Raw genomic sequence first — 22,941 nt, forward strand, 5'->3', positions numbered from 1 at the left:
GCAGAAAGAGGGGACTTCCGCGGCGTTCCACGAACGCAGACCGACGCGACACGAGGCGAAGGTCCCGGGTGCAGGGCGGGCATCGTTGCCCGGAGCCCTGGTCTGATTCCCTGCGGACACGGGATCGAAACCGCCGGGTAATGGACTACTTATGTGGTCCGCTGCATAGTGTCTCACTCCGAGGCCGGTCAGCCTACGGCTCCGCCGATCCAGGTTCCCAGGACGTACGTCACACCGGCGGCCGCGCCGCCGAGGGCGAGCTGGCGCACGCCGCTGTACCACCAGGACCGGGCCGTGACCCGGGAGACGACGGCGCCGCAGGCGAAGAGCCCGGCCAGCGCGAGCAGCACCGCCGGCCACAGGGTCGTGGCGCCGAGCAGGTACGGCAGTACGGGGAGCAGCGCGCCCAGCGCGAAGGAGCCGAAGGACGAGACCGCGGCGACGAGCGGCGAGGGCAGGTCGTCGGGGTCGATGCCGAGCTCCTCGCGGGCGTGGATCTCCAGCGCCTGCTCGGGGTCGCGGGACAGCTGCACGGCGACCTCGCGGGCCAGCGCGGGCTCGACGCCCCGGGAGACGTAGAGCTCGGCCAGCTCCTCCATCTCGCTCACCGGGTGCTTGCGCAACTGCTGCCGCTCCACGTCCAGTTCGGCAAGGACCAGTTCGCGCTGCGAGGCGACGGAGGTGTACTCGCCGGCCGCCATCGAGAAGGCGCCGGCCGCGAGCCCCGCCAGTCCGGTGATGACCACGGTCTGCGGGGCGACGGCGCCGCCGGCCACGCCGGTCATGAGGGCGAGGTTGGAGACGAGCCCGTCCATGGCACCGAAGACGGCCGGCCGCAGCCATCCGCCGTTGACGTCGCGGTGGGTGTGGTTGTCCCGGTGCGCGCTGTGCAGCGGTGCTTCGATGTCGATGATGGACATGATGAGATATCTCCCCATTTGCGCCAACGGGTGCCGCGAGACACCCCGCTCCCCCTGAACACCTCGAAACTACGCACGATTTCGGTCGCCCGCCAGCAAGGAAGGCCGTACTTACCTGCGCTTTTGCGGGTCGGCGACCGGGTGACGACAGGGTTCGCGGGGTGTTTTGCGACGAGCGACAAACCACATGCCATGGCACAAATCCCCCAAGGGCTCATGATGAGCCCCATCCAATGTGGGAGAGGCGCGCCATGGAGCCGGTGAAGCTGATTGCATGCAATCCGCAGGTCCTCCTCGAACGGGCCAGGGGCGCTCTTCTCGGGCTCGCGGTGGGCGACGCGCTGGGCGCCCCGGCGGAGAACATGAAGCCGTCCGAGATCCGGGCGAAGTGGGGCCGCATCGAAGGCTTCGTGTCGGACGACCCGGCGGGCACGGACGACACCGAGTACGCGATCTTCTCCGGGCTGCTGCTGGCCCGCCACGGCTCGGCGCTCACGGTCTCCCACGTCGAGCGGGCCTGGCACCACTGGATCGCGGACCTCGACGAAGGCCCGTTCCGGGGCGCCGGCTTCTCGGAGCGCGGCACGCTGGAGAACCTGCGCCGGGGGCTCGCCGCCCCCATCTCCGCCCAGCACCGGCACGCGTGGTCGGACGGTCTCGCGATGCGGGCGGCGCCGTTCGGCGTCTTCGCGGCGGGCCGGCCCGCGGAAGCGGCCCGGCTCGTCGCCATCGACGGCTCGGTCAGCCACGACGGCGAGGGCATCTACGGCGGCCAGGCGGTGGCGGCGGGCGTGGCGGCGGCCATGGCCGGCGGCAGCCCGGCGTCCGTGGTCTCCGCGGCCCTGTCCGTGATCCCGTCCGACTCCTGGACGGCCCGTTCCCTGCGCCGGGCGGCCACCGCCGCCCCGCGCGGGGAGCGAGCCGTGCGCTCGGCGGTCGTCATCGGCGGCTACCCGTGGACGGACCTGGCACCCGAAGCCGTCGGCCTCGCCTTCGGCGCCTTCGCCGCCTGCCGGGGCGACTTCCCCTCCTCGGTCCTGACCGCGGTGAACATGGGCCGCGACGCGGACACCACGGCGGCGGTGGCGGGGGCCCTCGCCGGCGCGATGTCGGGCGCCGCCGCGATCCCCGACGCCTGGTCCTCGGCCATCGGGCCGGTCCGCGGCAGCTGCCTCCCCTCGATGCGGGGCTACCACGTCCTCGACATCGCGGACCTCCTCACCCCCGAATACGAGGCCTCCCGATGACGCCCCCGCCCCCCTCCCCTCCGGCCCCGGACCCCCGCCCAGCCCTCCCCGACCCCAGCACAAACCAGGACCCCGGAACCCCACCCCCGCCCCCCAACAAAGCCGAACCCGGAGCCCATGGCGTGGCCGGGGGCCGAGCCCTCCCCGGAGCCGGGGCGGCCGGGGCGGGAGCCGGAGGCCGGGCCCTCGCCGGAGCCGAAGCCGTGGCCGAGGGCGGAGCCCTCACCGGGGTCGGGGCCGTACCCACCACCGGCGGCGGGGCTGGCGGCGAAGCCGGAGGCCGAGCCCTCGCCGTGGCCGAAGCCGTACCCGCAACCGTGGGCGGGGCCGGAGGCGGAGCCCTCGCCGTGGCCGAAGCCGTACCCGCAACCGTGGGCGGGGCCGGAGGCGGAGCCCTCGCCGGGGCCGCGGCCGTACCCACCACCGTGGCCGGGGGCGGGAGCGCGGCCGAAGCGCTGGCCCGGGCCTCGGGCGGAGCCGGAGGTCCGGCCCTCGCCCAGGGCGGGCCACTGGTGGGCGTTGCGGTCACGGTCGCGTGGGGTGGGGGTGTGGGTTTCGGGGTGCTCGGCGGAGGGCCAGGCCTCCGGATCGCCGGGGTCCGGGCCATCGACCGCATCGTCGAGCGGGCCCCGGCGAGCGCGCCGAGGACCGTCGAGCCCGCCCCCGCCCCCGCCCTCGCACCCGCCAAGCCCGCCGCACCGCCTGCCCCCGCCTTCGAGCCCCCCGCAGGGGCACCGCGGGCCCTCGCACCGCCCCCCGCACCCACCAGGCCCCCCGCAGGGGCATCGCGGACCGTCGCATCGCCCGCCGCACCGCCTGCCCCCGCCGCCGAGCTCCCCGCAGGGGCACCGCGGGCCGTCGCACCGCCCCCCGCACCCGCCAGGCCCGCCGCATGGGCATCTCGGACCGTCGAGCCGGCCCCCGCACCCGCACCCCACGCGCCCGCCGCAGGGCCCGACCCCGTACCCGCCCAGCCCCCCGCAGGGGCCCGGCGGATCGAGGGGCTTCTCCTCGGCCTCGCCGCAGGCGACGCGGCCGGGTGGCCCGCCGCCCGTCACCGCGCCAGCCGGATGCCCGAGTGGACCCGCCGTCTCACCCGCGAGCTCGACACCTTCGCCGAGCAGAACGCCACCACCACCCTCCCCGTCCCCATCGCCCTCAACCAGCCCCCCGAACCCCTGCGCCTCGGCCCGTCCGACGACGCCGAGTGGGCCGCCTTCGTCGCCGAGTCCGTGCTCACCGCCGCCGGCGTACTGCTCAGCGACCTCTCCCGGTCCCGCCGCATGCGCGCCGCGATCGACCTCGCCTGGAACGCCCTGGCCTCCGAGGTCGCCGCAGCCGCGGAACGCGCGCCCGAGGTCGAGTCCGCCGTCCTCCCCCTGCGCGCCCGGATCTCCGTACGCGCCGGCCTCGGCAACCTCGCCACCGGCCTGCGCCCGCCCGCCACCGGCCACGACAACCCGCACTACTTCGACGACGCAGCCTGCATCCGCGCCTGCGTGCTCGCCGTCGTCCACCCGGGCGACGCCGCGGCCGCCGCCGACCTCGCCGAGTTCGACGCCCGCTACACCCAGGACGGCGACGGCGTCCACGGCGCCCGCGCCATGGCCGCCGCCATCGCCACCGCCCTCACCACCGCGGACGTCGACGCCGCCGTGGAGGCCGCCCTCGCCCAGCTGCCCGAGGCCACCGAGATCGGCCGCAACGCCCGCCACGCCGTGGCCCTCGCCCGCACCCGTACGCGCACCCGCGACGGCGGCGCCTTCGCCATCGTCCCCCTCCTCGAACACGAGATCGTGGACCACGTCTACAGCTACGGGATCGCCGCCGCCGAGACCGTCCCCGTGGCCCTCGCCCTCGCGACCGCCGCCCGCGGCAGGGTGACCGAGGCCGTCCCGGCGGCCGCGTGCCTGTCCCGCGTCGCGGACTCCGCCCCCGCCCTCGCCGGCGCCCTCACCGGCGTGCTCGGCGGCGGCGATTCGATCCCCGCCGCCTGGCGCGAGGCCTGCCGCACCCTGTCCGGTTGCGCCCTCCCCCGCCTCGCCGGCACCGACCTCGTGGAACTCGCCGCGCTCCTCGCGCGTACGGAACTCACCTCACCCAAACCTCAGGGGATGATTCGGACATGACGCTCACGTTGGAGGACCGGGCCTGCGGCGCCCTCGTCGGAGCCGCCGTCGGTGACGCGCTCGGCGGCCCGGTGGAGGGCTGGACCCCGGACCAGATCGTGGAACGGCACGGCGGCCGCGTGCACGGCATCGTCGGCCCGTGGCACGAGAACTGGCGCACGGCCCGCCCCATCGCCCCGTACCACAAGGGCGACGGGCACGTCACGGACGACACGTTGATGACGCACGCGCTGGTCCGCGTGTACGAGGCCGTACGCGACCACCTCGACGCGCACGCGATCGCCGAGCACCTGGTCCCCGACCTCATGAACAACCCGCGGTGGATCCCCGAACTGGAGGCCGAGGCGCTGCCGTTGCAGCGGATCTTCCTCGCCGAGAAGTGGATCGTCACCCGCCTGCACTACGCCCACGTCGACCCGCGCGAGGCCGGCAGCGGGAACATCGTCAACTGCGGGGCGGCGATGTACATGGCGCCGGTGGGCCTCGCCAACGCGGGCAACCCGGCGGGCGCGTACACGGAGGCGCTCGACATCGCCGGCGCGCACCAGTCCTCGTACGGGCGGGAGGCGGCGGGCGTGTTCGCGGCGGCGGTGGCGGCCGCGTGCGTGCCCGGCGCGACGGCCGCCTCGGTGGTGGACACGGCCCTGTCCCTGGCCAAGGACGGCACGCGCGCCGCGATCGCCGCCGTCCGCGACGTGGCCGCCGGCCACCGGGACTTCGAGTCGGCGCTGGCCCCGCTGCGGGCGGCGGTGGCCCCGTACGACTCGGTCGGCCCGGACTACCGCGCCCCCTCGCTCGACGCCCGCCGCCCCTCCCGGCTGCACTCCATCGAGGAACTCCCGATCGCGCTGGGCATGCTGCTGGTCGCGGACGGCGCGTACGAGGCCTCGGTGCTCGGCGCGGTCAACTACGGCCGCGACTGCGACTCCATCGCCACCATGGCGGGGGCGATCGCCGGGGCCCTGGGCGGCGAGGCCGTCGTGCCGGCCGTCTGGGCCAAGCAGGTCGCCGAGGCCAGCCGCCTCGACCTGCACGCCCCGGCGCTGGCCATGGCCGCCGTGGCCCGGGAGGTCTTCGCCCTCGACCGGGACCGCCGCCGGGCCCACGAGTCGGCCTTCACCGCGATCTCGGCCCCGCGGTGACGGCGCCCGCGGCCTGCGCCCCGGACTCCGTCCGGCTCACGTGGGCCCAGCCCGAGGACCTGATCGGGCACGAGCTGCGCCAGGCGGCCGAGGACGGCCGGAACCCGGAGCCGGCCCGGCGCGCCTGGCTGGCGGCGGGCGGCAGCCCGGCCCCGGACCGCGCCGGCGCCTCCCCGACCCCGGCCCCGCCGGAGCTCCGCGCCCTCGCGGTCGGCCTGTTGGACGAACTCGCCGCGCAGAAGTCCCCGCTGTCCGCCGCCGAACCGCAGCCCTGGCGGGCGATCGTCGCCGCCTGCCCGGACTGGCCCCGCCCCGCCCGCAGACGCGCCCGCGGACCCGCCGGCGCCCCCACCCCGGACCCCGGCCCCGCCGCCTCCCCGGCTCCGGACCGGGACCGGGACCCCGACCCGGCCGGGCAGGACCCGGACGTGGAGCTGCGGACCCGGCTGGAAGCCGCCTGGTTGGGGCGGGCCGTCGGCTGCCTGCTCGGCAAGCCCGTCGAGAAGCTCCCCCTGGAGGGGATCCGGGCGCTGGCCCGCGCCACCGGCAACTGGCCGCTGAACGACTGGTTCAGCGAACGCGGCGTACCGGCGGAGGTACTGGCCGCGCACCCCTGGAACCGCCGCTCCGCCCCCACCTCGCTCGCCGAGAACATCGACGGCATGCCCGAGGACGACGACCTCAACTACCCCCTGCTCGGCCTGGTCCTCCTCCAGCGCCACGGCAAGGGCTTCACCACCGCCGACGTCGCCCGCCTCTGGCTCGACGAACTGCCCGCCGGGCGGACCTTCACCGCCGAGCGCGTCGCGTACCGCAACCTCCTGCTCGGGCTGGAACCGCCCGCCACCGCCACCCACCACAACCCCTTCCGCGAATGGATCGGCGCCCTCATCCGCGCCGACGTCCACGGCTGGACCAACCCGGGCGACCCGGCCGCCGCCGCGGCCCAGGCCTACCGGGACGCCGCCCTGACGCACACCGGCAACGGCGTCTACGCCGCCCTCTTCATCGCGGCCGCCACCGCCGAGGCCGCCACCGGCCGGGCCGACGTCCACACCGCGCTGCGGGCCGGGCTGGCCGTCGTACCGCCCCGCTCCCGCCTCGCCGAGGCCGTCCGCCTCGGGATCCGGGCGGCCGCCGACGAACCGGACTTCGACCTCGTCGTGGACCGGCTGCACGCGCGCTACGGGCACTACCACTGGGTGCACGCCGTCCCCAACACCGCCCTGATCGCCGCCGCCCTCACCCACGCGGACGGGGACTTCACCCGTTCCGTCTGCCGCGCCGTGTCCGGCGGCTGGGACACCGACTCCAACGGGGCCACCGCCGGCGCCCTCGCCGCACTGCTCGCCGGTTCCCCGAGGGCCCTCCCGGACCGCTGGACCGCCCCGCTCAAGAACCGTCTCGCCACGACCGTCCCCGGCTTCGACGGCATCGGCTTCGACTTCCTCGCCCACCTCACCGCACAGGAGGCAGCACGCTCATGACGGCAATCGCCGTGCTCGGCAGTACGAACATGGACCTCGTCGCCTACGTCCCGAAGACCCCCCGTCTCGGGGAGACCCTCACCGGCCGGGCCTTCCGCACGGTCCCCGGCGGCAAGGGCGCCAACCAGGCCGTCGCCGCCGCCCGTTCCGGCGGGGAGGTGGTGATGATCGGCGCGGTCGGGACGGACGAGTTCGGGGTACGGCTGCGCTCCGCGCTCACCGCCGACGGGATCGACACCGCGGGCCTGCGGACCGTCGAGGGCGCGAGCGGCACCGCCCACATCACCGTCGACGACGAGGGCGGCAACAGCATCATCGTGATCCCCGGGGCCAACGCCCGCGTCACCGGCCTGGAGGCCGGGGACGAGGCCCGCATCGCCGCCGCCGGCGCCCTCCTCCTCCAGCTCGAACTCCCCCTCACGGCCGTCCTCGCCGGCGCCCTCGCCGCCCGCGCGCACGGTGTCCGTACGGTCCTCACCCCGGCCCCGGCCCAGCCGCTGCCCGCCGAACTCCTCGCCGCCACCGACCTCCTCGTGCCCAACGAGCACGAGGCGTCCGCCCTCACCGGCCTCACCGACCCCGGCCGGGCCGCGGAGGCCCTGCTCCACGACGTGCCCGAGGTGGTGATCACCCTCGGCGCGGCCGGAGTCCTGTACGCCGCCCGCGGCCGGGAGCCCCTCTCCGTGCCCGCGCCCCGGGTCCGGGCCGTGGACACCACCGCCGCCGGGGACACCTTCGTCGGCGCGCTCGCCGTGGCCCTCGGCGAGGGCCGGCCGATGCCGGAGGCGCTGCGCTGGGCCTCGGCGGCGGCCGCGCTGTCCGTGCAGCGACCCGGCGCGCAGGACTCGATGCCGACCCGCCCCGAGACCGATGCCCTGGCCGGGCGGGAGGCGGAGCAGCGACCCGCCGGCTTCGCCGCCGGCGGCTGCGGCGACGCCGGGAACGGAGCCGCCTCGTGACCCCCGACGGACCGCGGCCCCCGGCGGACGGGGCCGCTCCGTCGGACCCCGGCGGCCCGCGGGCGTACGCCGCCGGGGGCGGGGGCGGCTCGGGGCGATCCCCTCGGGGCGCCGAACGCACCGCCGCCGCACCCTGCGGCCCCGAGCCCCGTGCGGCGCCCGAGCAGACGCCCCGGCGCGCGCCCGGCCCCACCGGGCCGGGCCCCACCGGAGCGGGCCCCGCCGATGCCCGGCCCGGGCACGGGCCCCTGGCGGGGCTGCGCGTGCTCGACCTGGCCACCCTCTTCGCCGGGCCGCTCGCCGCCACCCTGCTCGGCGACTTCGGCGCCGAGGTGGTCAAGGTCGAGCACCCCGCCATCCCCGACCCCTCCCGCGGCCACGGCCCCGCCAAGGACGGCATCGGCCTGTGGTGGAAGCTCCTCGGCCGGAACAAGCGGACGATGACCCTGGACCTGTCCGCCCCGGGCGGCCGGGACACCCTGCTGCGCCTGGCCGCCACCGCCGACGTGGTCATCGAGAACTTCCGCCCCGGCACGCTGGAGAAGTGGGGTCTGGGCTGGCCCGAGCTGTCCGCCGCCAACCCGCGCCTCGTCCTGGCCCGCGTGACGGCCTTCGGCCAGCAGGGCCCGTACGCCAACCGCCCCGGCTTCGGCACCCTGGCCGAGGCCATGAGCGGTTTCGCCGCGATCACCGGGGAACAGGACGGGCCGCCGACCCTGCCCCCCTTCGGGCTCGCCGACTCGATCGCGGCGCTGACCACCGCGTACGCGGTCATGACGGCCCTGGCCGGGCGCGACCGCACCGGGCACGGCCAGGTCGTGGACCTGGCCATCATCGAGCCGATCCTCACCGTGCTCGGCCCGCACCCGCTCTGGTACGACCAGCTCGGCTACGTCCAGCCCCGCACCGGCAACCGCTCCGCGAACAACGCCCCCCGCAACACCTACCGCAGCGCCGACGGCCGCTGGCTGGCGGTGTCCACCTCCGCCCAGTCCATCGCCGAGCGGGTCGTACGGCTGGTCGGCCGGCCGGAGCTGATCACGGAGCCCTGGTTCGCGACGGGCGCGGGGCGGGCCCGGCACGCGGACGTCCTGGACGACGCCGTCGGCGGCTGGATCGCCCGGCACAAGGCCGAGGAGGTCGTCGCCGCCTTCGAGGACGCGGAGGCGGCCGTGGCGCTCGTCTACGACATCCGGGACGTGATGGCCGACCCGCAGTTCGCGGCGCTCGACACGGTCACCGAGATCGAGGACCCGGAGCTGGGCCCGCTACGGATGCAGAACATCCTCTTCCGGTTGTCCGAGACCCCCGGCGGGATCCGCTGGGCCGGCCGCCCGCACGGCGCGGACACCGACGAGGTCCTGACCGAGCTCGGGCTGACCCGGGCGGAGATCTCCGCGCTGCGGACCGAGGGGGCCCTGTGATCCTGACCTGGCTGTACGCACCCGGCGACCGCCCCGAGGTGGTCGCCAAGGCCCTGCGCTGCGGGGCGGACGCCGTGATCGTCGACCTGGAGGACGCGGTACCGGCCTCCCGCAAGGAGTACGCCCGCGCCGCCACCGCCGAACTGCTCGGCGAGCAGCCCGCGGTCCCGGTCCACGTCCGGGTCAACGCCCTGGACTCCCCCTGGGGCGGCGCCGACCTCAACGCGCTCGGCGGCCTGAGCGGGCTCGCGGGGCTGCGGCTGCCCAAGATCAGCGCCCCGGAGCAGATCGGCGCCGTCGCCGACCGCACCGGCGGGGTCGGCCTGCACGCGCTGCTGGAGTCGGCGCTGGGCGTGGAGCGCGCGTACGACATCGCCCGCGCGCACCCCGCCCTGCGCGGGCTCTCCCTCGGCGAGGCGGACCTGCGGGCCGATCTGGCGGTGAGCGCGGAGGCGGGCCTGGACTGGTGCCGGTCGCGGGTGGTGGTGGCGGCCCGTGCGGCCGGGCTGGCGCCGCCGGCCCAGTCGGTGTTCCCGGACATCCGGGACCTGGAGGCGCTGGCCGACTCGTGTGCCCGCGGCCGCTCGCTCGGCTTCCTCGGCCGGGCGGCGATCCACCCGCGCCAGCTTCCGGTCATCGAGCGGGCCTACCTCCCGGCGCCGGAGGAGGTCGACGCGGCCGTGGAGGTCCTGAGCGCGGCCCGGGCCACGCCGGGGGCGCTGGCGCTGCCGGACGGACGCTTCGTCGACCCGGCGGTGGTGGCGGGGGCGCACCGCACCCTCGCGCTCGCCGCGCGCACGGCCGCCCGCTGACCGGCAGCCGCTGCCCGCAGCGCGAAGGGGGGTCCCGCGCGGTGCGCGGGACCCCCCTTCGGGACCGGTGAGGTCAGAGCTTGCCCGCTTCCGGGGCCTTGGCCTCGGCGTCGGCCTCGGCGCCGGCTTCGTCCTTGGTGAGGACCGGGGTCTTGGCCTTGGCCTCGTCCTTGGTCAGGACCGGGGTCTTGGCTTCGTCGGCGGCCTCGGCGGGGGCTTCCGCGTCGTCGCCCTCGGTGCCGGGGGCGTCCGGCTCGACCACCGTTTCCCGGCCCGGCCGCAGCTTCGCCGACAGCACCAGGTAGACCACGGCCAGGACGAAGACGACGATCGAGGTCCAGACGTTCAGCCGCAGGCCCAGGATGTGGTGCGCCTCGTCGACCCGCATGTACTCGATCCAGCCGCGGCCCACGCAGTACGCGGCGACGTACAGGGCGAAGGCCCGTCCGTGGCCGAGCGTGAAGCGGCGGTCGGCCCAGATGACGAGCAGCGCGACGCCGACGCACCACAGCGACTCGTACAGGAAGGTCGGGTGGTAGGTGCCCGCGTCCCGGTTCGGGCCCGCGGTGATCTCCACCGCCCACGGCAGGTCGGTGGCCCGGCCGTACAGCTCCTGGTTGAACCAGTTGCCCCAGCGGCCGCAGGCCTGAGCCAGCGCGATGCCGGGGGCCAGGGCGTCCGCCCAGGCCGGCAGCGGGATCCCGCGCAGCCGGCAGCCGATCCAGGCGCCCACCGCGCCCAGCGCGATCGCGCCCCAGATGCCGAGGCCGCCCTCCCAGATCTTGAAGGCGTCGACCCAGTTGCGGCCTTCGCCGAAGTAGAGCTGGTAGTCGGTGATCACGTGGTAGAGGCGACCGCCGACGAGACCGAAGGGCACCGCCCACACGGCGATGTCCGCGACCGTGCCCGGCTTGCCGCCGCGCGCGATCCAGCGACGGTTGCCGAGCCAGACGGCGACGAAGACGCCGATGATGATGCAGAACGCGTAGCCGCGGAGCGGGATCGGTCCGAGATGGATCACGCCGGTCGACGGACTGGGGATGTAAGCAATGTCCATGGCAGACATGACGCTACCCTGCCGGGCGGTGCGGACGGCAACCCGCCCGGCAAGACGAAACCAAATCCAGACATGGACCGGCCGGTAACCGCTGCTCCGTCAGTCCCCCGAGGAGCCGTTCGAGGAGCTGGTGGAGGAACTGGTCGACGAGCGGTTCGCGGAACCGTCGCCCGCGGTCTTCGTGGCCGACGGCGAGGCCTTCGCCCCGCCCTTCGTCCCCGATCCGGTCGACGGCGAGGCCTTGCCGGCCCCGGTTTCCGCGCCGGTTCCGCCGGAGCCCTTGGCCGCCCCCTCCACCTGTTCCTTCAGCTTCTCCGGGGTCACCGGATGGGCCTCGTCCGCGAAGATGTTCTTGCCGTCCAGGAGCACGGTGGGCGTGCCCCGGAACTTCCCGGCGACGAACGCCTGGTGCGACTTGCCCACCCAGCTGTCGTGGGTGCCGTTCTCGACGCAGGAGCGGAACTCCGGGGTGTCCAGGCCGTTGACCTTGCCGGCCAGTTCCAGCAGCTTGGCGTTCTTGCCGTAGGCGTCGTCGACCTCCTGCGGCTGGTTCTGGAAGAGGACGTCGTGGTATTCGGTGAACTTGCCCGCGTCCTGCGCGCAGGCCGCGGCGTTCGCCCCCTTCAGCGAACCGCTGCCGCCCATGTTGCCGTCGATGAGCGTGACCAGGTGGTAGTCGACCTTGAGCAGGCCCTTGGCCTCCAGCTCGTGGATCGTGTCGCGGTAGTTGTCCTCGAAGGACTTGCAGGCGGGGCAGCGGAAGTCCTCCCACACGGTCAGGGTGGACTTCGCCTCGGGCTTGCCCGTCTGGATGGCGAGGGCGTCCTTGCCGCTCGCGCCGGAGGGGGCGGTCACCGGGCCCGCCTTGGAGCTGCCGCTCTTGCCGGTGTTGGCCGCGATCACGCCAACGACGGTCGCCAGGCCGAGGACGCCGACCACCGCCGACGCCACGATGAGGGTCCGCCGGCGCTTGTCCCGGGTCTTCTGCCGCTGGCGCTCCTCCTGGAGTCGCTCCCTGGCCGATCGTTTCGTCGCATCGCGGTTGGCACCGTCGTTCTTCTCGCTCACGTTCGGCCAAACGAAGCAGGGAGGCACTCGCGTGCCCCCCTGCCCGCTTTTCCACCCGATCGGGCTACAGAACCCGATCAGAGGTCCACGTTTTCGATCGAACGCGCGCCGTCAGCTCCTGCGTACGCCTTCCGCGAGCTCGCCCGCCAGCGCCCGTACGGCGTCCAGCCCGGCGGCCGGGTCCGGGGCGTCCAGCAGGAGCTTCACGAAGGCCGAGCCGACGATCACCCCGTCGGCGAAGCCGGCGACCTCCTTGGCCTGGACGGCGTTGGAGACGCCGAGGCCGACGCAGACCGGGAGGTCGCTGGTGGCGCGGGTGCGGCGCACCAGGTCCGCGGCCTGGTTGCCGACGGACTCGCGGGTGCCCGTGACGCCCATCAGCGACGCGGCGTAGACGAAGCCGGAGCCGGCCGCCGTGATGGTGGCCAGCCGCTCGTCCTTGCTGCTGGGAGCGACGACGAAGACGGTCGCCAGACCGTGCTTCTCGGCGTGCTCGCGCCACAGCGCGGACTCCTGCACTGGCAGGTCCGGCAGGATGCAGCCGGCGCCGCCCGCCGCCGCGAGCTCGGCGGTGAACCGCTCGACGCCGTAGCGGTCGATGGGGTTCCAGTACGTCATCACGAGGACCGGGGCGCCGGTGGCCTCGTGGGCCTCGCGGACGGTGCGGAGCACGTCGGCGATCCTGACTCCGCCGCGCAGGGCGATGTCGTCGGCGGTCTGGATGACCGGCCCGTCGAGGACCGGGTCGCTGTGGGGCAGGCCGATCTCGACGACGTCCGCGCCACCGGCGATGACGGCCTTGACCGCCTCGATGCCGCCGTCGACGGTCGGGAAGCCCGCGGGGAGGTAGGCGACGAGGGCGGCGCGGTCCTCGGCCTTCGCCTTGGCGAGGGTGGCGCTCAGCAGCTCGATGTTGCCGCGTCCGTGCGTGGAGCTCACTTGTCGTCCCCCTCGGAGAACTCGTTGTCGGCCACTTCACCGTCGGTGTCGTACAGGTCGAAGTAGCGGGCCGCCGTGTCCATGTCCTTGTCGCCGCGCCCGGAGAGGTTGACGACGATCAGGCCGTCCTTGCCCAGCTCCTTGCCGAGGTCCAGGGCGCCGGCGAGGGCGTGCGCGGACTCGATCGCCGGGATGATCCCCTCGGTGCGCGACAGCAGCCGCAGGGCCTGCATCGCGGCGTCGTCGGTGACCGCGCGGTACTCGCCGCGGCCGGAGTCCTTGAGGTAGGAGTGCTCCGGGCCGATGCCCGGGTAGTCCAGGCCGGCCGAGATGGAGTACGGCTCGGTGATCTGGCCCTCCTCGTCCTGGAGGACGTACGAGCGGGAGCCGTGCAGGATCCCGGGCTCGCCGGCGGTCAGCGTGGCCGCGTGCTCGCCGGTCTCGACGCCGTGCCCGGCGGGCTCGAAGCCGACGAGGCGGACGCCCGTGTCCGGGATGAAGGCGTGGAAGAGGCCGATGGCGTTCGAACCGCCGCCGACGCAGGCCGCGACGGCGTCGGGCAGCCGGCTGGCGCGCTCCAGGATCTGGCGGCGGGCCTCGACGCCGATGACCCGGTGGAAGTCGCGGACCATGGCCGGGAAGGGGTGGGGGCCGGCGACCGTACCGAAGAGGTAGTGGGTCCGGTCCACGTTCGCGACCCAGTCGCGGAACGCCTCGTTGATCGCGTCCTTCAGCGTCCGGGAGCCGGACTTCACGGCGATGACCTCGGCGCCCAGCATGCGCATGCGGGCGACGTTCAGCGCCTGGCGCCGGGTGTCGATCTCGCCCATGTAGATCACGCACTCGAGGCCGAAGAGCGCGCAGGCGGTGGCGGTGGCCACGCCGTGCTGGCCGGCGCCGGTCTCGGCGATGACCCGGGTCTTGCCCATGCGCTTGGTGAGCAGCGCCTGGCCCAGCACGTTGTTGATCTTGTGCGAGCCGGTGTGGTTCAGGTCCTCGCGCTTGAGGAAGATCCGCGCGCCGCCGGCGTGCTCGGCGAAGCGGGGCACCTCGGTGAGGGCGCTGGGGCGGCCGGTGTAGTTGACCATCAGGTCGTTGAGCTCGGCCGCGAAGGCCGGGTCGCCCTTGGCCTTCTCGTACTCGACGGCGACCTCGTCCACGGCGGCGACGAGCGCCTCCGGGATGAACTTGCCGCCGAAGTCGCCGAAGTAACCCTCGGCGTTGGGGACGTGACCCTCCGGGTCCGGAATGAAGAACTCGCTGGACATGTGCCAGTGCTCCTACGGGTGCGAGATGCGGCGGGGTGGATTCACCGTATGGCGCCGCCCGCAAGTACCGCGCACACCCCGCTGGGGGATGTCGCGCGTACGGTGCGGAGCGGCCCGCGTCCGGAGCCGACGGCTCGGACGCCAGGCCGTACGGGAGCTGCGCGCGGCGCGGTACGTCTCGGGTACCGGGCCGCGGCGGCCCTCGTTACAGCGCGCCTCCGCGGCGCCATCGCATGCCGTTGACCTGACCGGGCTCGGAGCCGATCACGTACCGGACCCGCCGTCCGTGCACGCGCCGGGCCGGGGCGCGGCAGCCGCGGGGGCGGCAGCCGCGCGCCAGGGGCGCGTGCGCCGTCGGTACGCCGACCGGGCCGCGGCGAGCTGCCGACGGCGCGGTCCGCGTACGGACGGAGGGCGGGACGCGGGTCATGGGGTCGGGTCAGCTCCGCCCGTGGCGCAGGGCGGGGTGGGCGCCGGCGGCGACGAGGTCGGCCACGGCCGCCTTCGGGTCGCGGCCGGTCACCAGGGACTCCCCGACGAGGACGGCGTCGGCGCCCTCGTTGGCGTAGGCGATCAGGTCGTGCGGCCCGCGGATGCCGGATTCGGCGACCTTGACGATGTGGGCCGGGATCTCCCCGACGACGCGCTCGAAGGTGGAGCGGTCGACCTTGAGGTCCTTGAGGTTGCGGGCGTTGACGCCGATGATCTTGGCGCCGGCGGCGACCGCGCGCTCCACTTCCTCCTCGTCGTGGACCTCGACGAGCGGGGTCAGACCGATGGACTCGGCCCGCTCGATGAGGGAGACGAGGGCCTCCTGCTCCAGGGCCGCGACGATCAGCAGCACGAGGTCGGCGCCGTAGGCACGGGCCTCCCAGAGCTGGTACGCCGTGACGATGAAGTCCTTGCGCAGGATCGGGATGTCCACGCGGGCGCGGACGGCCTCCAGGTCGGCCAGCGAGCCGCCGAAACGACGCTGCTCGGTGAGGACGGAGATGACCGCCGCACCGCCCGCCTCGTAGTCGGCGGCGAGCCCGGCCGGATCCGCGATCGCGGCCAGCGCGCCCTTGGAGGGGCTGGAGCGCTTGACCTCGCAGATCACCTTGACGCTGTCGCCGCGCAGGGCAGCGACCCCGTCCTTGGCCTGGGGCGCCTTGGCGGCACGCTCCTTGAGCTCGTCGAGGCTCACGCGGGCCTGCCGTTCGGCAAGGTCTTCGCGGACCCCTTCGATGATCTCGTCGAGCACACTCACGCGAGCGGCCCCCTTCCGGGTCGATGACGGTCGGCCGCCTTGCAGACACGTACAACTGCGAGGTCGGCAATTCAAATGGTATCCGCAGGAGGCCTGGCCCTCCGCACGCGGTTGACGGCGTCCCAGTACCTGGACATTCGGAACCAGGCGTTCATATGGGCTGCTCAAAGGGCTCGGGGCCCTCAGGGGGCCAGCATCGAGCCGAAAGAAAGATTTCGGACGACGACGAAGGCCAGGGCCAGCGCACCGAGCCCCCACCAGTACGGCGCCCGCATGACGATCCGGGGGGCGGGGCCGCCGCGGAAGGCGCGGACCAGCCACAGGCTCATGAACCCGGCGAAGACGAGGTATCCGGTGACCGCGAGGGCGTTCGCGCCGAGAGCCGTGACCAGATCGCCGTGGGCGAACGCGTGCGCGCTGCGCAGGCCGCCGCAGCCCGGGCACAGGATCCCGGTCAGCCGGAACAGCGGGCAGACCGGGTAGTGGCCCGGCTCGTTGGGGTCCACGGTGCCCACGTAGGCGAAGGCGGCGAAGGCGCCGGCCAGGTAGGACGCCGGGACGGCGAGCCTGCGGACCCGGGACCGCGGGGGCGCGGCGGGGGCGGGGGGCACCGGGTGGGCCGGGGCCGCCGGGGGCGTGCCCGGCGGGGCGACATCGGGGGTGCGGGAGGCGTCCACCAGCTGATTCTCTCCGGTCATGACAAAAGGCGCAGCCCGGCGGGGCCACGCCTTTCGGCTGAGCTGCGTCGCGCGCATCCCGTAGGTCGCGCTCAGACCTTGGCGGGGACCTTGTTGGCGGCGATGACCTCGGCGAGGTCCTTGTGGGCGGCCTTCGGCGCACCCATGCCCGCGGCCTTCATCGCCATGCCCACGACACCGCCGAGCACGACGACGACGAGACCGGCCCAGAAGCCGAGCGGGTTCGCGATCACCATGAAGGCGCCGGAGATGCAGAAACCGATGAAGGCGATGATGACACCGGTCCAGGCGGCCGGGGTGTGTCCGTGGCTAGTGCCCGCCATGAGTTGCTCCTCGTTGCTCTGTCGCGCTGCTGTGTCGAACGTGCGGTCTGTGTCGAACGCTCGGCGACCATTGTCCCGCACGGGGCGGCTTCGCCGTCCAGGGGGGTCGGGTCAAGGGGCCCGGTCGGCGCCCGGGTCGGTGGTCGGGTCCTCGCCGCGGTCCAGAGCCTTCCACAGATCTTCCGGCCGGTCCGGATCCACCGCCGCGACAGTCCGCGTACGGGGGCTGCCGTCACGCTCGTAGCGGCCTCCCATCGAGGGCCAGGCCCGGCCGAAGCGCAGCGCCAGCAGGCCGGCGGCCAGGATCAGGACCGCGCCGGCGGCCGTGACGTACGGCCACGTCGTCTGGGTCAGCGCGGCCGCGTGCGCGGCGCTGTCCGCGGTCGTACGGGCGGCCTCCGCGTCCAGGGCGCGACGGCCGTCCGAGCCGAGGAGCGCGGACAGCGCCGCGCCCAGGCCGCTGAGGGCCAGCAGTCCGGACACCAGCAGACGGCTCCTGCCGCGCACGGCGAAGACGGCGACCAGCGCGGCCAGGCCCACGATGGCCAGGGCGGCGGGGAGCCCGGTGACGGCCCTGCCGTCGGCGGCCAGCCGGAGCGAGTCACCGCCGATGGCGGTGGTGCCCCGGGCCCAGGTCCGACCGGAGGCGAGCAGGACGACGGTGGCGCCGAGGGCGCCCAGCAGCAGCGCGGCGGCCACGCTGCGACGGGCGCCGCGACCGTCGGGAGCCTCGGGCTCGGACGGTTCGGACGCGGCATCGTTTCGGGGCGGGGGTACGGCACTCACGTACCCCACTATCCCCTACGCCCTCAGGAGCCGTGGAGGCGGTTCGCCGCTGCCACCGCGCGCAGCACCGCGGCCGCCTTGTTGCGGCACTCCCGGTCCTCCAGCTCCGGCACCGAGTCGGCGACGACACCGGCTCCGGCCTGCACGTACGCCGTACCGTCGCGCAGCAGCGCGGTGCGGATGGCGATGGCCGTGTCGGAGCCCCCGGCGAAGTCCAGGTAGCCCACGCAGCCGCCGTAGAGGCCGCGGCGGGAGGGCTCCAGCTCCTCGATGATCTGCATGGCGCGGGGCTTGGGCGCGCCGGAGAGGGTGCCGGCCGGGAAGCAGGCGGTGAGCACGTCGAAGGCGCTCTTGCCCTCGGCGACGCGGCCCGTCACCGTCGAGACGATGTGCATGACGTGCGAGTAGCGCTCGACGCTCATGAAGTCGACGACCTCGACGGAGCCGGGCTCGCAGACCCGGCCGAGGTCGTTGCGGCCCAGGTCGACGAGCATCAGGTGCTCGGCGCGCTCCTTGGGGTCCGCGAGCAGCTCCTCGGCGAGCTCGTGGTCCTCCTGCGGGGTCGCGCCCCGGTGGCGGGTGCCGGCGATGGGGTGGACCATGGCCCGCCCGTCTTCGACCTTGACGAGCGCCTCGGGGCTGGAGCCGACGACGTCGAAGCCGTTCTCGAAGCGGAAGAGGTACATGTACGGCGACGGGTTGGTGGCCCGGAGCACGCGGTAGACGTCCAGCGCGGAGGCGCGGCAGGCGGTCTCGAACCGCTGCGAGGGCACCACCTGGAAGGCCTCGCCGGCCCGGATCCGCTCCTTGATGTCCTCGACGGCCGCCTGGTACTTCGCGCCGCCCCACAGGGCGGAGAACTCCGGCAGCTCGGAGGCGGGCAGCGGGGCCGGGGTGTACGGGGCGGGCCGGGCGAGGTCGGCCTCCATGGCGTCGAGCCGGGCCACGGCGTCCGCGTGGGCCTCGTCCACGCCCGTGTCCAGGTCGTTGTGGTTGATCGCGTTGGCGATGAGCTGGACGGTTCCGTCCCAGTGGTCCAGGACCGCCAGGTCGGAGGTGAGCAGCATGGTCAGCTCGGGCAGTTCGAGGTCGTCGGCGGTGTGCTCGCCGATCCGCTCCAGCCGTCGCACGATGTCGTAGCCGAGGTAGCCGACCATGCCGCCGGTGAAGGGCGGCATGCCGCCGGCGAGGTCGTGGGTGGGGGTGCCGCCCACGTCGCTGGGCGTAGGGGGGGTGTGCAGGGCCTCGACGGTGGCGCGCAGGGCGTCCAGGGGGTCGCCGTCGGTGGGCACGCCGACGGGCGGGGTGCCGATCCAGTGCGCGCGGCCGTCCCGGGCGGTCAGGGTCGCGTCGCTGCGTACGCCGATGAAGGAGTACCGGGACCAGGAGCGGCCGTTCTCGGCGGACTCCAGCAGGAAGGTGCCGGGGCGTTCGGCGGCCAGCTTGCGGTAGAGCCCCACCGGGGTGTCTCCGTCGGCCAGCAGCTTGCGGCTCACGGGGATGACGCGGCGGTCGGCCGCGAGCTTGCGGAACGTCTCGAGATCCATGGCGTGGGGACCCTACCTAGTCGGCTGCGCGGAGGAGGACATCGTCGTCGAAGCAGGTGCGGGCGCCGGTGTGACAGGCGGCTCCGACCTGGTCGACCTTGACGAGCACGGTGTCGGCGTCGCAGTCGAGGGCGACGGACTTCACGTGCTGGAAGTGGCCGGAGGTGTCCCCCTTCACCCAGTACTCCCGGCGGCTGCGGGACCAGTAGGTGCAGCGCCCGGTGGTCAGGGTGCGGTGCAGGGCCTCGTCGTCCATCCAGCCCAGCATCAGCACCTCACCGGTGTCGTACTGCTGGGCGATGGCCGGGACCAGTCCGTCGGCGGAGCGCTTGAGCCGGGCGGCGATGGCGGGATCGAGGGAGCCGGGGCGGGGGGACGTACTCATACGGCCATTGTGCCGGGCCGGGAGGGGGTCGATGATCCGCGTCCGCCTGATGGGCGGGCAGACGACGGGTTCCGGTCGTAGGCTGGCCTACATGTCTACCCATGCGAAGCGTGAACGCCTGTTGCTGGCGGACCTGTTGGAGGCGGCCGGACCGGAGGCCCCCACGCTGTGCGACGGCTGGACCTGCCGGGAACTGGCCGCGCACGTCGTCGTCCGGGAGCGGCGGCCGGACGCGGCGGGCGGGATCCTGCTGAACGTGCTGAAGGCCCGCCTGGACAAGGCCATGGAGGAGTACGCCGCCAAGCCGTACGAGGAACTCATCCAGCTGATCCGGACCGGCCCGCCGCGGATGTCGGTGTACGCGCTGAAGCAGATCGACGAGGCGGCGAACGCGGTTGAGTTCTTCGTCCACGCGGAGGACGTCCGCCGGGCGCAGCCGGACTGGTCCCCGCGGGAACTGGACCCGGTGTTCTCGGACTCGCTGTGGTCCCGCCTGGAGAAGCTGGCCCGGCTGACGGGCCGCCGCTCCCCGGTGGGCCTGGTCCTGCGCCGCCCGAACGGCCAGACGGCGGTGGCGCACAAGGGTGCGCCGGTGGTGACGGTCACGGGCGAGCCGGGCGAACTGACCCTGTTCTGCTTCGGCCGTCAGGACGCCGCCGACGTCTCCCTGGAGGGGGAGAAGGAAGCGGTCGCCCAGTTGACGGTGGCGAAGCTGGGCGTCTGACCGGCGGGTCCGGGCCGAGCGCGGGAGACGGCGCGGGGGCGGGGCGGGGGCCGCGCGCAGCGGCGCCCCCGCCCCGGCCGGCCGGGGGCCTCAGCGGACCGGGTGTCCCGCGTCCCGCAGCGCGGTCTTGACCTCGGAGATCCGCAGGTCGCCGAAGTGGAACACCGACGCCGCCAGCACGGCGTCGGCACCCGCCTCGATCGCCGGCGCGAAGTGCGCGAGCGTCCCCGCGCCGCCCGACGCGATCACCGGCACGGTCACGTGCTTGCGTACGGCCGCGATCATCTCCGTGTCGTAGCCGTCCTTCGTCCCGTCGGCGTCCATGGAGTTCAGCAGGATCTCCCCGGCGCCCAGCTCCGCCGCCCGGTGGGCCCACTCGACGGCGTCGATGCCGGTGCCCTTGCGGCCGCCGTGCGTGGTGACCTCGAAGGACCCGGAGTCGGTCCGGCGGGCGTCGACCGACAGCACGAGGACCTGACGGCCGAAGCGCTCCGCGATCTCCTGGATCAGCTCGGGGCGGGCGATGGCGGCGGTGTTGACGCCGACCTTGTCCGCGCCGGCCCGCAGCAGCTTGTCCACGTCGTCCGCGGTGCGGACGCCGCCGCCGACGGTCAGCGGGATGAAGACCTGCTCGGCGGTCCTGCGCACCACGTCGTACGTGGTCTCGCGGTTGCCGGAGGACGCGGTGATGTCGAGGAAGGTCAGCTCGTCGGCGCCTTCGGCGTCGTACAGCTTGGCCATCTCCACCGGGTCACCGGCGTCGCGCAGGTTCTGGAAGTTGACGCCCTTGACGACCCGGCCGTTGTCCACGTCCAGGCAGGGGATCACGCGTACGGCGAGGCTCATCCGGCCACCGCCCCGTACGCCTCGACCTCCACCTCGACGACCATCGACGGGTCGACGAAGCCGGAGACGATGAGCATGGTCGCGGCCGGGCGGACCGCGTCGAAGAGTTCCTTGTGCGCGCGGCCCACGTCGTCCACGTCGCGGGCGTGCGTCAGGTACATGCGGGTGCGGACGACGTCCTCGGGGCCGAGCCCGGCCTGGGCGAGGGCCTTGAAGGCGACGCCGAAGGCGGCGACGGTCTGGTCGTACGGGCCGCCCGCGTCGGCCGCGGTGCAGCCGGAGACGAGCACGAGCCCGTTCGGCAGCTGCACGGCGCGGGAGTACGCGATGACGTCCTCGTAGGAGCCGCCGGAGGAGATGCGGCGTACTTCTGCGGAGCTCATGCGGAGACCACCTTCAGGGCTTCTTCCAGGGTGAAGGCCTTGGCGTACAGGGCCTTGCCGACGATCGCGCCCTCGACGCCCAGGGGCACCAGCTCGGCCAGGGCCCGCAGGTCGTCGAGGGAGGAGATGCCGCCGGAGGCGACGACGGGCCGGTCGGTGGCGGCGCAGACGTTCTTCAGCAGCTCCAGGTTGGGGCCGGTGAGCGTGCCGTCCTTGCCGATGTCGGTGACGACGTACCGGGCGCAGCCCTCGGAGTCCAGGCGGGCGAGGGTCTCGTACAGGTCGCCGCCCTCGCTGGTCCAGCCGCGGCCCTTGAGGGTGGTGCCGCGCACGTCGAGGCCGACGGCGATGCGGTCGCCGTGTTCGGCGATGGCCTTGGCGGCCCACTCGGGGGTCTCCAGGGCGGCGGTGCCGAGGTTGACGCGGGTGCAGCCGGTGGCGAGGGCCGCGGCGAGGGAGGCGTCGTCGCGGATGCCGCCGGACAGCTCGACCTTGATGTCCATGGCGCCGGTGATCTCGGCGACGAGTGCGCGGTTGTCACCGGTGCCGAAGGCCGCGTCGAGGTCGACCAGGTGCAGCCATTCGGCGCCGGAGCGCTGCCAGGCGAGGGCGGCCTCCAGCGGGGAGCCGTAGGAGGTCTCGCTGCCGGACACCCCGTGCACGAGGCGGACGGCCTGACCGTCGCGGACGTCGACCGCGGGGAGGAGTTCCAGCTTCGCTGAGGGCACGGTCATCACAGGGTCTCGATCCAGTTGGTGAGGAGCTGGGCGCCGGCGTCGCCGGACTTCTCGGGGTGGAACTGGGTGGCCCACAGGGCCCCGTTCTCCACCGCCGCGACGAAGCGTTCGCCGTGGGTGGCCCAGGTGACCTTGGGGGCGCGGATGAGCGGGTTGGTGGTCTCCAGGCTCCACTCGCGCGCCGCGTAGGAGTGCACGAAGTAGAAGCGGGCGTCCGCGTCCAGGCCGGCGAAGGCCTGGGTGTCGGCCGGGGCCTCGACGGTGTTCCAGCCCATGTGGGGGACGATGGGGGCCTTGAGCGGGCCGACCGTGCCGGGCCACTCGTCCAGGCCCTCGGTCTCCACGCCGTGCTCGATGCCGCGTTCGAAGAGGATCTGCATGCCGACGCAGATGCCCATGACCGGGCGGCCGCCGGAGAGCCGGCGGCCGATGATCCAGTCGCCGCGGGCCTCGCGCAGGCCCTTCATGCAGGCGGAGAAGGCGCCGACGCCGGGGACGAGGAGTCCGTCGGCGTCCATGGCCTTGTCGTAGTCACGGGTGATCTCGACGTCGGCGCCGACGCGGGCGAGGGCGCGCTCGGCGGAGCGGACGTTGCCGAAGCCGTAGTCGAAGACGACGACCTTCTTGGTGGGGCGTGCTGTGCTCATTCCCAGATTCCTTGGATCCGCAGGACTCCGGCGGCGAGGCACATCGCGGAGCCGATGGCGAGCAGGACGATGACCGACAGCGGCATCTTCTGCTTGTGGAAGGAGTAGACGCCGCCGGCCAGGAACAGGCCGAGGACGATCAGGATGGTGTTGAGGCCGTTCAC

General features: G+C 74.2%; 24 protein-coding genes and 1 pseudogene. 8 read left to right on the top strand and 17 right to left on the bottom strand.

What is annotated here, in order from left to right; genetic code table 11:
* Positions 1–188: 188 nt before the first annotated feature.
* A complete protein-coding gene (locus ACFYP3_RS25730; RefSeq protein WP_388836886.1) occupies positions 189–920 on the bottom strand; it encodes a VIT1/CCC1 transporter family protein in 732 nt (243 codons plus the stop codon).
* 260 nt (positions 921–1,180) lie between these two features.
* On the opposite strand from ACFYP3_RS25730, the gene ACFYP3_RS25735 reads away from it, so the two are divergent.
* From ACFYP3_RS25735 to ACFYP3_RS25765, 7 genes are all read left to right on the top strand, one after another.
* Entirely contained in the window at positions 1,181–2,167 is a 987-nt protein-coding gene (locus ACFYP3_RS25735; protein ID WP_388836889.1) for an ADP-ribosylglycohydrolase family protein, read from the top strand.
* 614 nt (positions 2,168–2,781) lie between these two features.
* The gene (locus ACFYP3_RS25740) at positions 2,782–4,296 is read left to right on the top strand and encodes an ADP-ribosylglycohydrolase family protein (protein WP_388837000.1); all 1,515 of its coding nucleotides are present in this window, start codon (positions 2,782–2,784) and stop codon (positions 4,294–4,296) included.
* A complete protein-coding gene (locus ACFYP3_RS25745) occupies positions 4,293–5,438 on the top strand; it encodes an ADP-ribosylglycohydrolase family protein (RefSeq protein ID WP_388836892.1) in 1,146 nt (381 codons plus the stop codon). Before ACFYP3_RS25740 ends, ACFYP3_RS25745 begins: the two co-directional genes overlap by 4 nt.
* The gene (locus ACFYP3_RS25750; RefSeq protein WP_388836895.1) at positions 5,435–6,925 is read left to right on the top strand and encodes an ADP-ribosylglycohydrolase family protein; all 1,491 of its coding nucleotides are present in this window, start codon (positions 5,435–5,437) and stop codon (positions 6,923–6,925) included. Before ACFYP3_RS25745 ends, ACFYP3_RS25750 begins: the two co-directional genes overlap by 4 nt.
* Positions 6,922–7,884: a ribokinase gene (gene rbsK / locus ACFYP3_RS25755; protein WP_388836898.1), complete on the top strand. Its 963-nt coding sequence runs from the start codon at positions 6,922–6,924 to the stop codon at positions 7,882–7,884. The genes ACFYP3_RS25750 and rbsK overlap by 4 nt, the downstream gene beginning before the upstream one ends.
* Positions 7,885–8,132: 248 nt before the next feature.
* The gene (locus ACFYP3_RS25760; protein ID WP_388837003.1) at positions 8,133–9,308 is read left to right on the top strand and encodes a CaiB/BaiF CoA transferase family protein; all 1,176 of its coding nucleotides are present in this window, start codon (positions 8,133–8,135) and stop codon (positions 9,306–9,308) included.
* Positions 9,305–10,120: an HpcH/HpaI aldolase/citrate lyase family protein gene (locus ACFYP3_RS25765; protein ID WP_388836901.1), complete on the top strand. Its 816-nt coding sequence runs from the start codon at positions 9,305–9,307 to the stop codon at positions 10,118–10,120. Before ACFYP3_RS25760 ends, ACFYP3_RS25765 begins: the two co-directional genes overlap by 4 nt.
* Positions 10,121–10,193: 73 nt before the next feature.
* On the opposite strand, the gene lgt is transcribed toward ACFYP3_RS25765, so the two are convergent.
* From lgt to hisI, 11 genes and pseudogenes are all read right to left on the bottom strand, one after another.
* Entirely contained in the window at positions 10,194–11,177 is a 984-nt protein-coding gene (gene lgt, locus ACFYP3_RS25770) for a prolipoprotein diacylglyceryl transferase (RefSeq protein ID WP_388836904.1), read from the bottom strand.
* Between the two features lie 276 nt (positions 11,178–11,453).
* Positions 11,454–12,245: pseudogene (locus tag ACFYP3_RS25775) on the bottom strand (DsbA family protein); the annotation flags it as partial.
* Positions 12,246–12,356: 111 nt separating this feature from the next.
* Entirely contained in the window at positions 12,357–13,184 is an 828-nt protein-coding gene (trpA, locus tag ACFYP3_RS25780; RefSeq protein WP_388836907.1) for a tryptophan synthase subunit alpha, read from the bottom strand.
* Complete coding sequence (trpB, locus tag ACFYP3_RS25785; protein ID WP_388836910.1) at positions 13,181–14,452, bottom strand: tryptophan synthase subunit beta; 1,272 nt, start codon at positions 14,450–14,452, stop codon at positions 13,181–13,183. The genes trpA and trpB overlap by 4 nt, the downstream gene beginning before the upstream one ends.
* A 205-nt stretch (positions 14,453–14,657) precedes the next feature.
* Positions 14,658–14,882, bottom strand: a complete 225-nt coding sequence (gene trpM, locus ACFYP3_RS25790; RefSeq protein ID WP_388836913.1) for a tryptophan biosynthesis modulator TrpM — start codon at positions 14,880–14,882, stop codon at positions 14,658–14,660.
* Between the two features lie 9 nt (positions 14,883–14,891).
* On the bottom strand, positions 14,892–15,701 hold the full coding sequence (gene trpC, locus ACFYP3_RS25795) for an indole-3-glycerol phosphate synthase TrpC (RefSeq protein ID WP_030707250.1): 810 nt from the start codon (positions 15,699–15,701) through the stop codon (positions 14,892–14,894).
* Positions 15,702–15,883: 182 nt separating this feature from the next.
* Complete coding sequence (locus ACFYP3_RS25800) at positions 15,884–16,399, bottom strand: DUF2752 domain-containing protein (RefSeq protein WP_388836916.1); 516 nt, start codon at positions 16,397–16,399, stop codon at positions 15,884–15,886.
* A gap of 71 nt (positions 16,400–16,470) precedes the next feature.
* A complete protein-coding gene (locus ACFYP3_RS25805) occupies positions 16,471–16,722 on the bottom strand; it encodes an HGxxPAAW family protein (protein ID WP_362853976.1) in 252 nt (83 codons plus the stop codon).
* Positions 16,723–16,833: 111 nt separating this feature from the next.
* On the bottom strand, positions 16,834–17,517 hold the full coding sequence (locus ACFYP3_RS25810; RefSeq protein ID WP_388836919.1) for a TIGR02234 family membrane protein: 684 nt from the start codon (positions 17,515–17,517) through the stop codon (positions 16,834–16,836).
* A 14-nt stretch (positions 17,518–17,531) separates the two neighbouring features.
* Positions 17,532–19,055 carry an anthranilate synthase component I gene (locus tag ACFYP3_RS25815; protein WP_388836921.1) on the bottom strand — a complete coding sequence of 508 codons (1,524 nt, stop codon included), beginning with the start codon at positions 19,053–19,055 and terminating at the stop codon, positions 17,532–17,534.
* 16 nt (positions 19,056–19,071) lie between these two features.
* Positions 19,072–19,440: a phosphoribosyl-AMP cyclohydrolase gene (hisI, locus tag ACFYP3_RS25820; protein WP_030707261.1), complete on the bottom strand. Its 369-nt coding sequence runs from the start codon at positions 19,438–19,440 to the stop codon at positions 19,072–19,074.
* Between the two features lie 91 nt (positions 19,441–19,531).
* Here hisI and ACFYP3_RS25825 point away from each other — a divergent pair, with 91 nt between their 5' ends.
* Entirely contained in the window at positions 19,532–20,164 is a 633-nt protein-coding gene (locus tag ACFYP3_RS25825; RefSeq protein ID WP_388836924.1) for a TIGR03085 family metal-binding protein, read from the top strand.
* A 90-nt stretch (positions 20,165–20,254) separates the two neighbouring features.
* Here the strand turns inward: ACFYP3_RS25825 and hisF are convergent, their stop codons facing one another.
* From hisF to ACFYP3_RS25850, 5 genes are read right to left on the bottom strand one after another with little or no spacing between them, the layout of a single operon-like run.
* Positions 20,255–21,010, bottom strand: a complete 756-nt coding sequence (gene hisF, locus ACFYP3_RS25830; protein ID WP_388836927.1) for an imidazole glycerol phosphate synthase subunit HisF — start codon at positions 21,008–21,010, stop codon at positions 20,255–20,257.
* On the bottom strand, positions 21,007–21,393 hold the full coding sequence (locus tag ACFYP3_RS25835) for a RidA family protein (RefSeq protein WP_388836930.1): 387 nt from the start codon (positions 21,391–21,393) through the stop codon (positions 21,007–21,009). Before ACFYP3_RS25835 ends, hisF begins: the two co-directional genes overlap by 4 nt.
* A complete protein-coding gene (priA, locus tag ACFYP3_RS25840; RefSeq protein WP_362806818.1) occupies positions 21,390–22,127 on the bottom strand; it encodes a bifunctional 1-(5-phosphoribosyl)-5-((5-phosphoribosylamino)methylideneamino)imidazole-4-carboxamide isomerase/phosphoribosylanthranilate isomerase PriA in 738 nt (245 codons plus the stop codon). The genes ACFYP3_RS25835 and priA overlap by 4 nt, the downstream gene beginning before the upstream one ends.
* Positions 22,127–22,777 carry an imidazole glycerol phosphate synthase subunit HisH gene (gene hisH / locus ACFYP3_RS25845; protein WP_365482060.1) on the bottom strand — a complete coding sequence of 217 codons (651 nt, stop codon included), beginning with the start codon at positions 22,775–22,777 and terminating at the stop codon, positions 22,127–22,129. Before hisH ends, priA begins: the two co-directional genes overlap by 1 nt.
* On the bottom strand, positions 22,774–22,941 hold the full coding sequence (locus tag ACFYP3_RS25850; RefSeq protein WP_388836934.1) for a hypothetical protein: 168 nt from the start codon (positions 22,939–22,941) through the stop codon (positions 22,774–22,776). Before ACFYP3_RS25850 ends, hisH begins: the two co-directional genes overlap by 4 nt.

The sequence above is a fragment of the Streptomyces sp. NPDC005533 genome (assembly GCF_042871845.1).
Taxonomy (GTDB): Bacteria; Actinomycetota; Actinomycetes; order Streptomycetales; family Streptomycetaceae; genus Streptomyces.

Bases quoted from the DNA above. Each gene is read 5' to 3' on its own strand.
- ACFYP3_RS25730 (WP_388836886.1), bottom strand. From the start codon at position 920: ATGTCCATCATCGACATCGAAGCACCGCTGCACAGCGCGCACCGGGAC.
- ACFYP3_RS25745 (WP_388836892.1), top strand. From the start codon at position 4,293: ATGACGCTCACGTTGGAGGACCGGGCCTGCGGCGCCCTCGTCGGAGCC.
- rbsK (WP_388836898.1), top strand. From the start codon at position 6,922: ATGACGGCAATCGCCGTGCTCGGCAGTACGAACATGGACCTCGTCGCC.
- lgt (WP_388836904.1), bottom strand. From the start codon at position 11,177: ATGGACATTGCTTACATCCCCAGTCCGTCGACCGGCGTGATCCATCTC.
- trpB (WP_388836910.1), bottom strand. From the start codon at position 14,452: ATGTCCAGCGAGTTCTTCATTCCGGACCCGGAGGGTCACGTCCCCAAC.
- trpM (WP_388836913.1), bottom strand. From the start codon at position 14,882: ATGACCCGCGTCCCGCCCTCCGTCCGTACGCGGACCGCGCCGTCGGCA.
- ACFYP3_RS25800 (WP_388836916.1), bottom strand. From the start codon at position 16,399: ATGACCGGAGAGAATCAGCTGGTGGACGCCTCCCGCACCCCCGATGTC.
- ACFYP3_RS25805 (WP_362853976.1), bottom strand. From the start codon at position 16,722: ATGGCGGGCACTAGCCACGGACACACCCCGGCCGCCTGGACCGGTGTC.
- ACFYP3_RS25815 (WP_388836921.1), bottom strand. From the start codon at position 19,055: ATGGATCTCGAGACGTTCCGCAAGCTCGCGGCCGACCGCCGCGTCATC.
- hisI (WP_030707261.1), bottom strand. From the start codon at position 19,440: ATGAGTACGTCCCCCCGCCCCGGCTCCCTCGATCCCGCCATCGCCGCC.
- ACFYP3_RS25825 (WP_388836924.1), top strand. From the start codon at position 19,532: ATGTCTACCCATGCGAAGCGTGAACGCCTGTTGCTGGCGGACCTGTTG.
- hisF (WP_388836927.1), bottom strand. From the start codon at position 21,010: ATGAGCCTCGCCGTACGCGTGATCCCCTGCCTGGACGTGGACAACGGC.
- ACFYP3_RS25835 (WP_388836930.1), bottom strand. From the start codon at position 21,393: ATGAGCTCCGCAGAAGTACGCCGCATCTCCTCCGGCGGCTCCTACGAG.
- priA (WP_362806818.1), bottom strand. From the start codon at position 22,127: ATGACCGTGCCCTCAGCGAAGCTGGAACTCCTCCCCGCGGTCGACGTC.
- hisH (WP_365482060.1), bottom strand. From the start codon at position 22,777: ATGAGCACAGCACGCCCCACCAAGAAGGTCGTCGTCTTCGACTACGGC.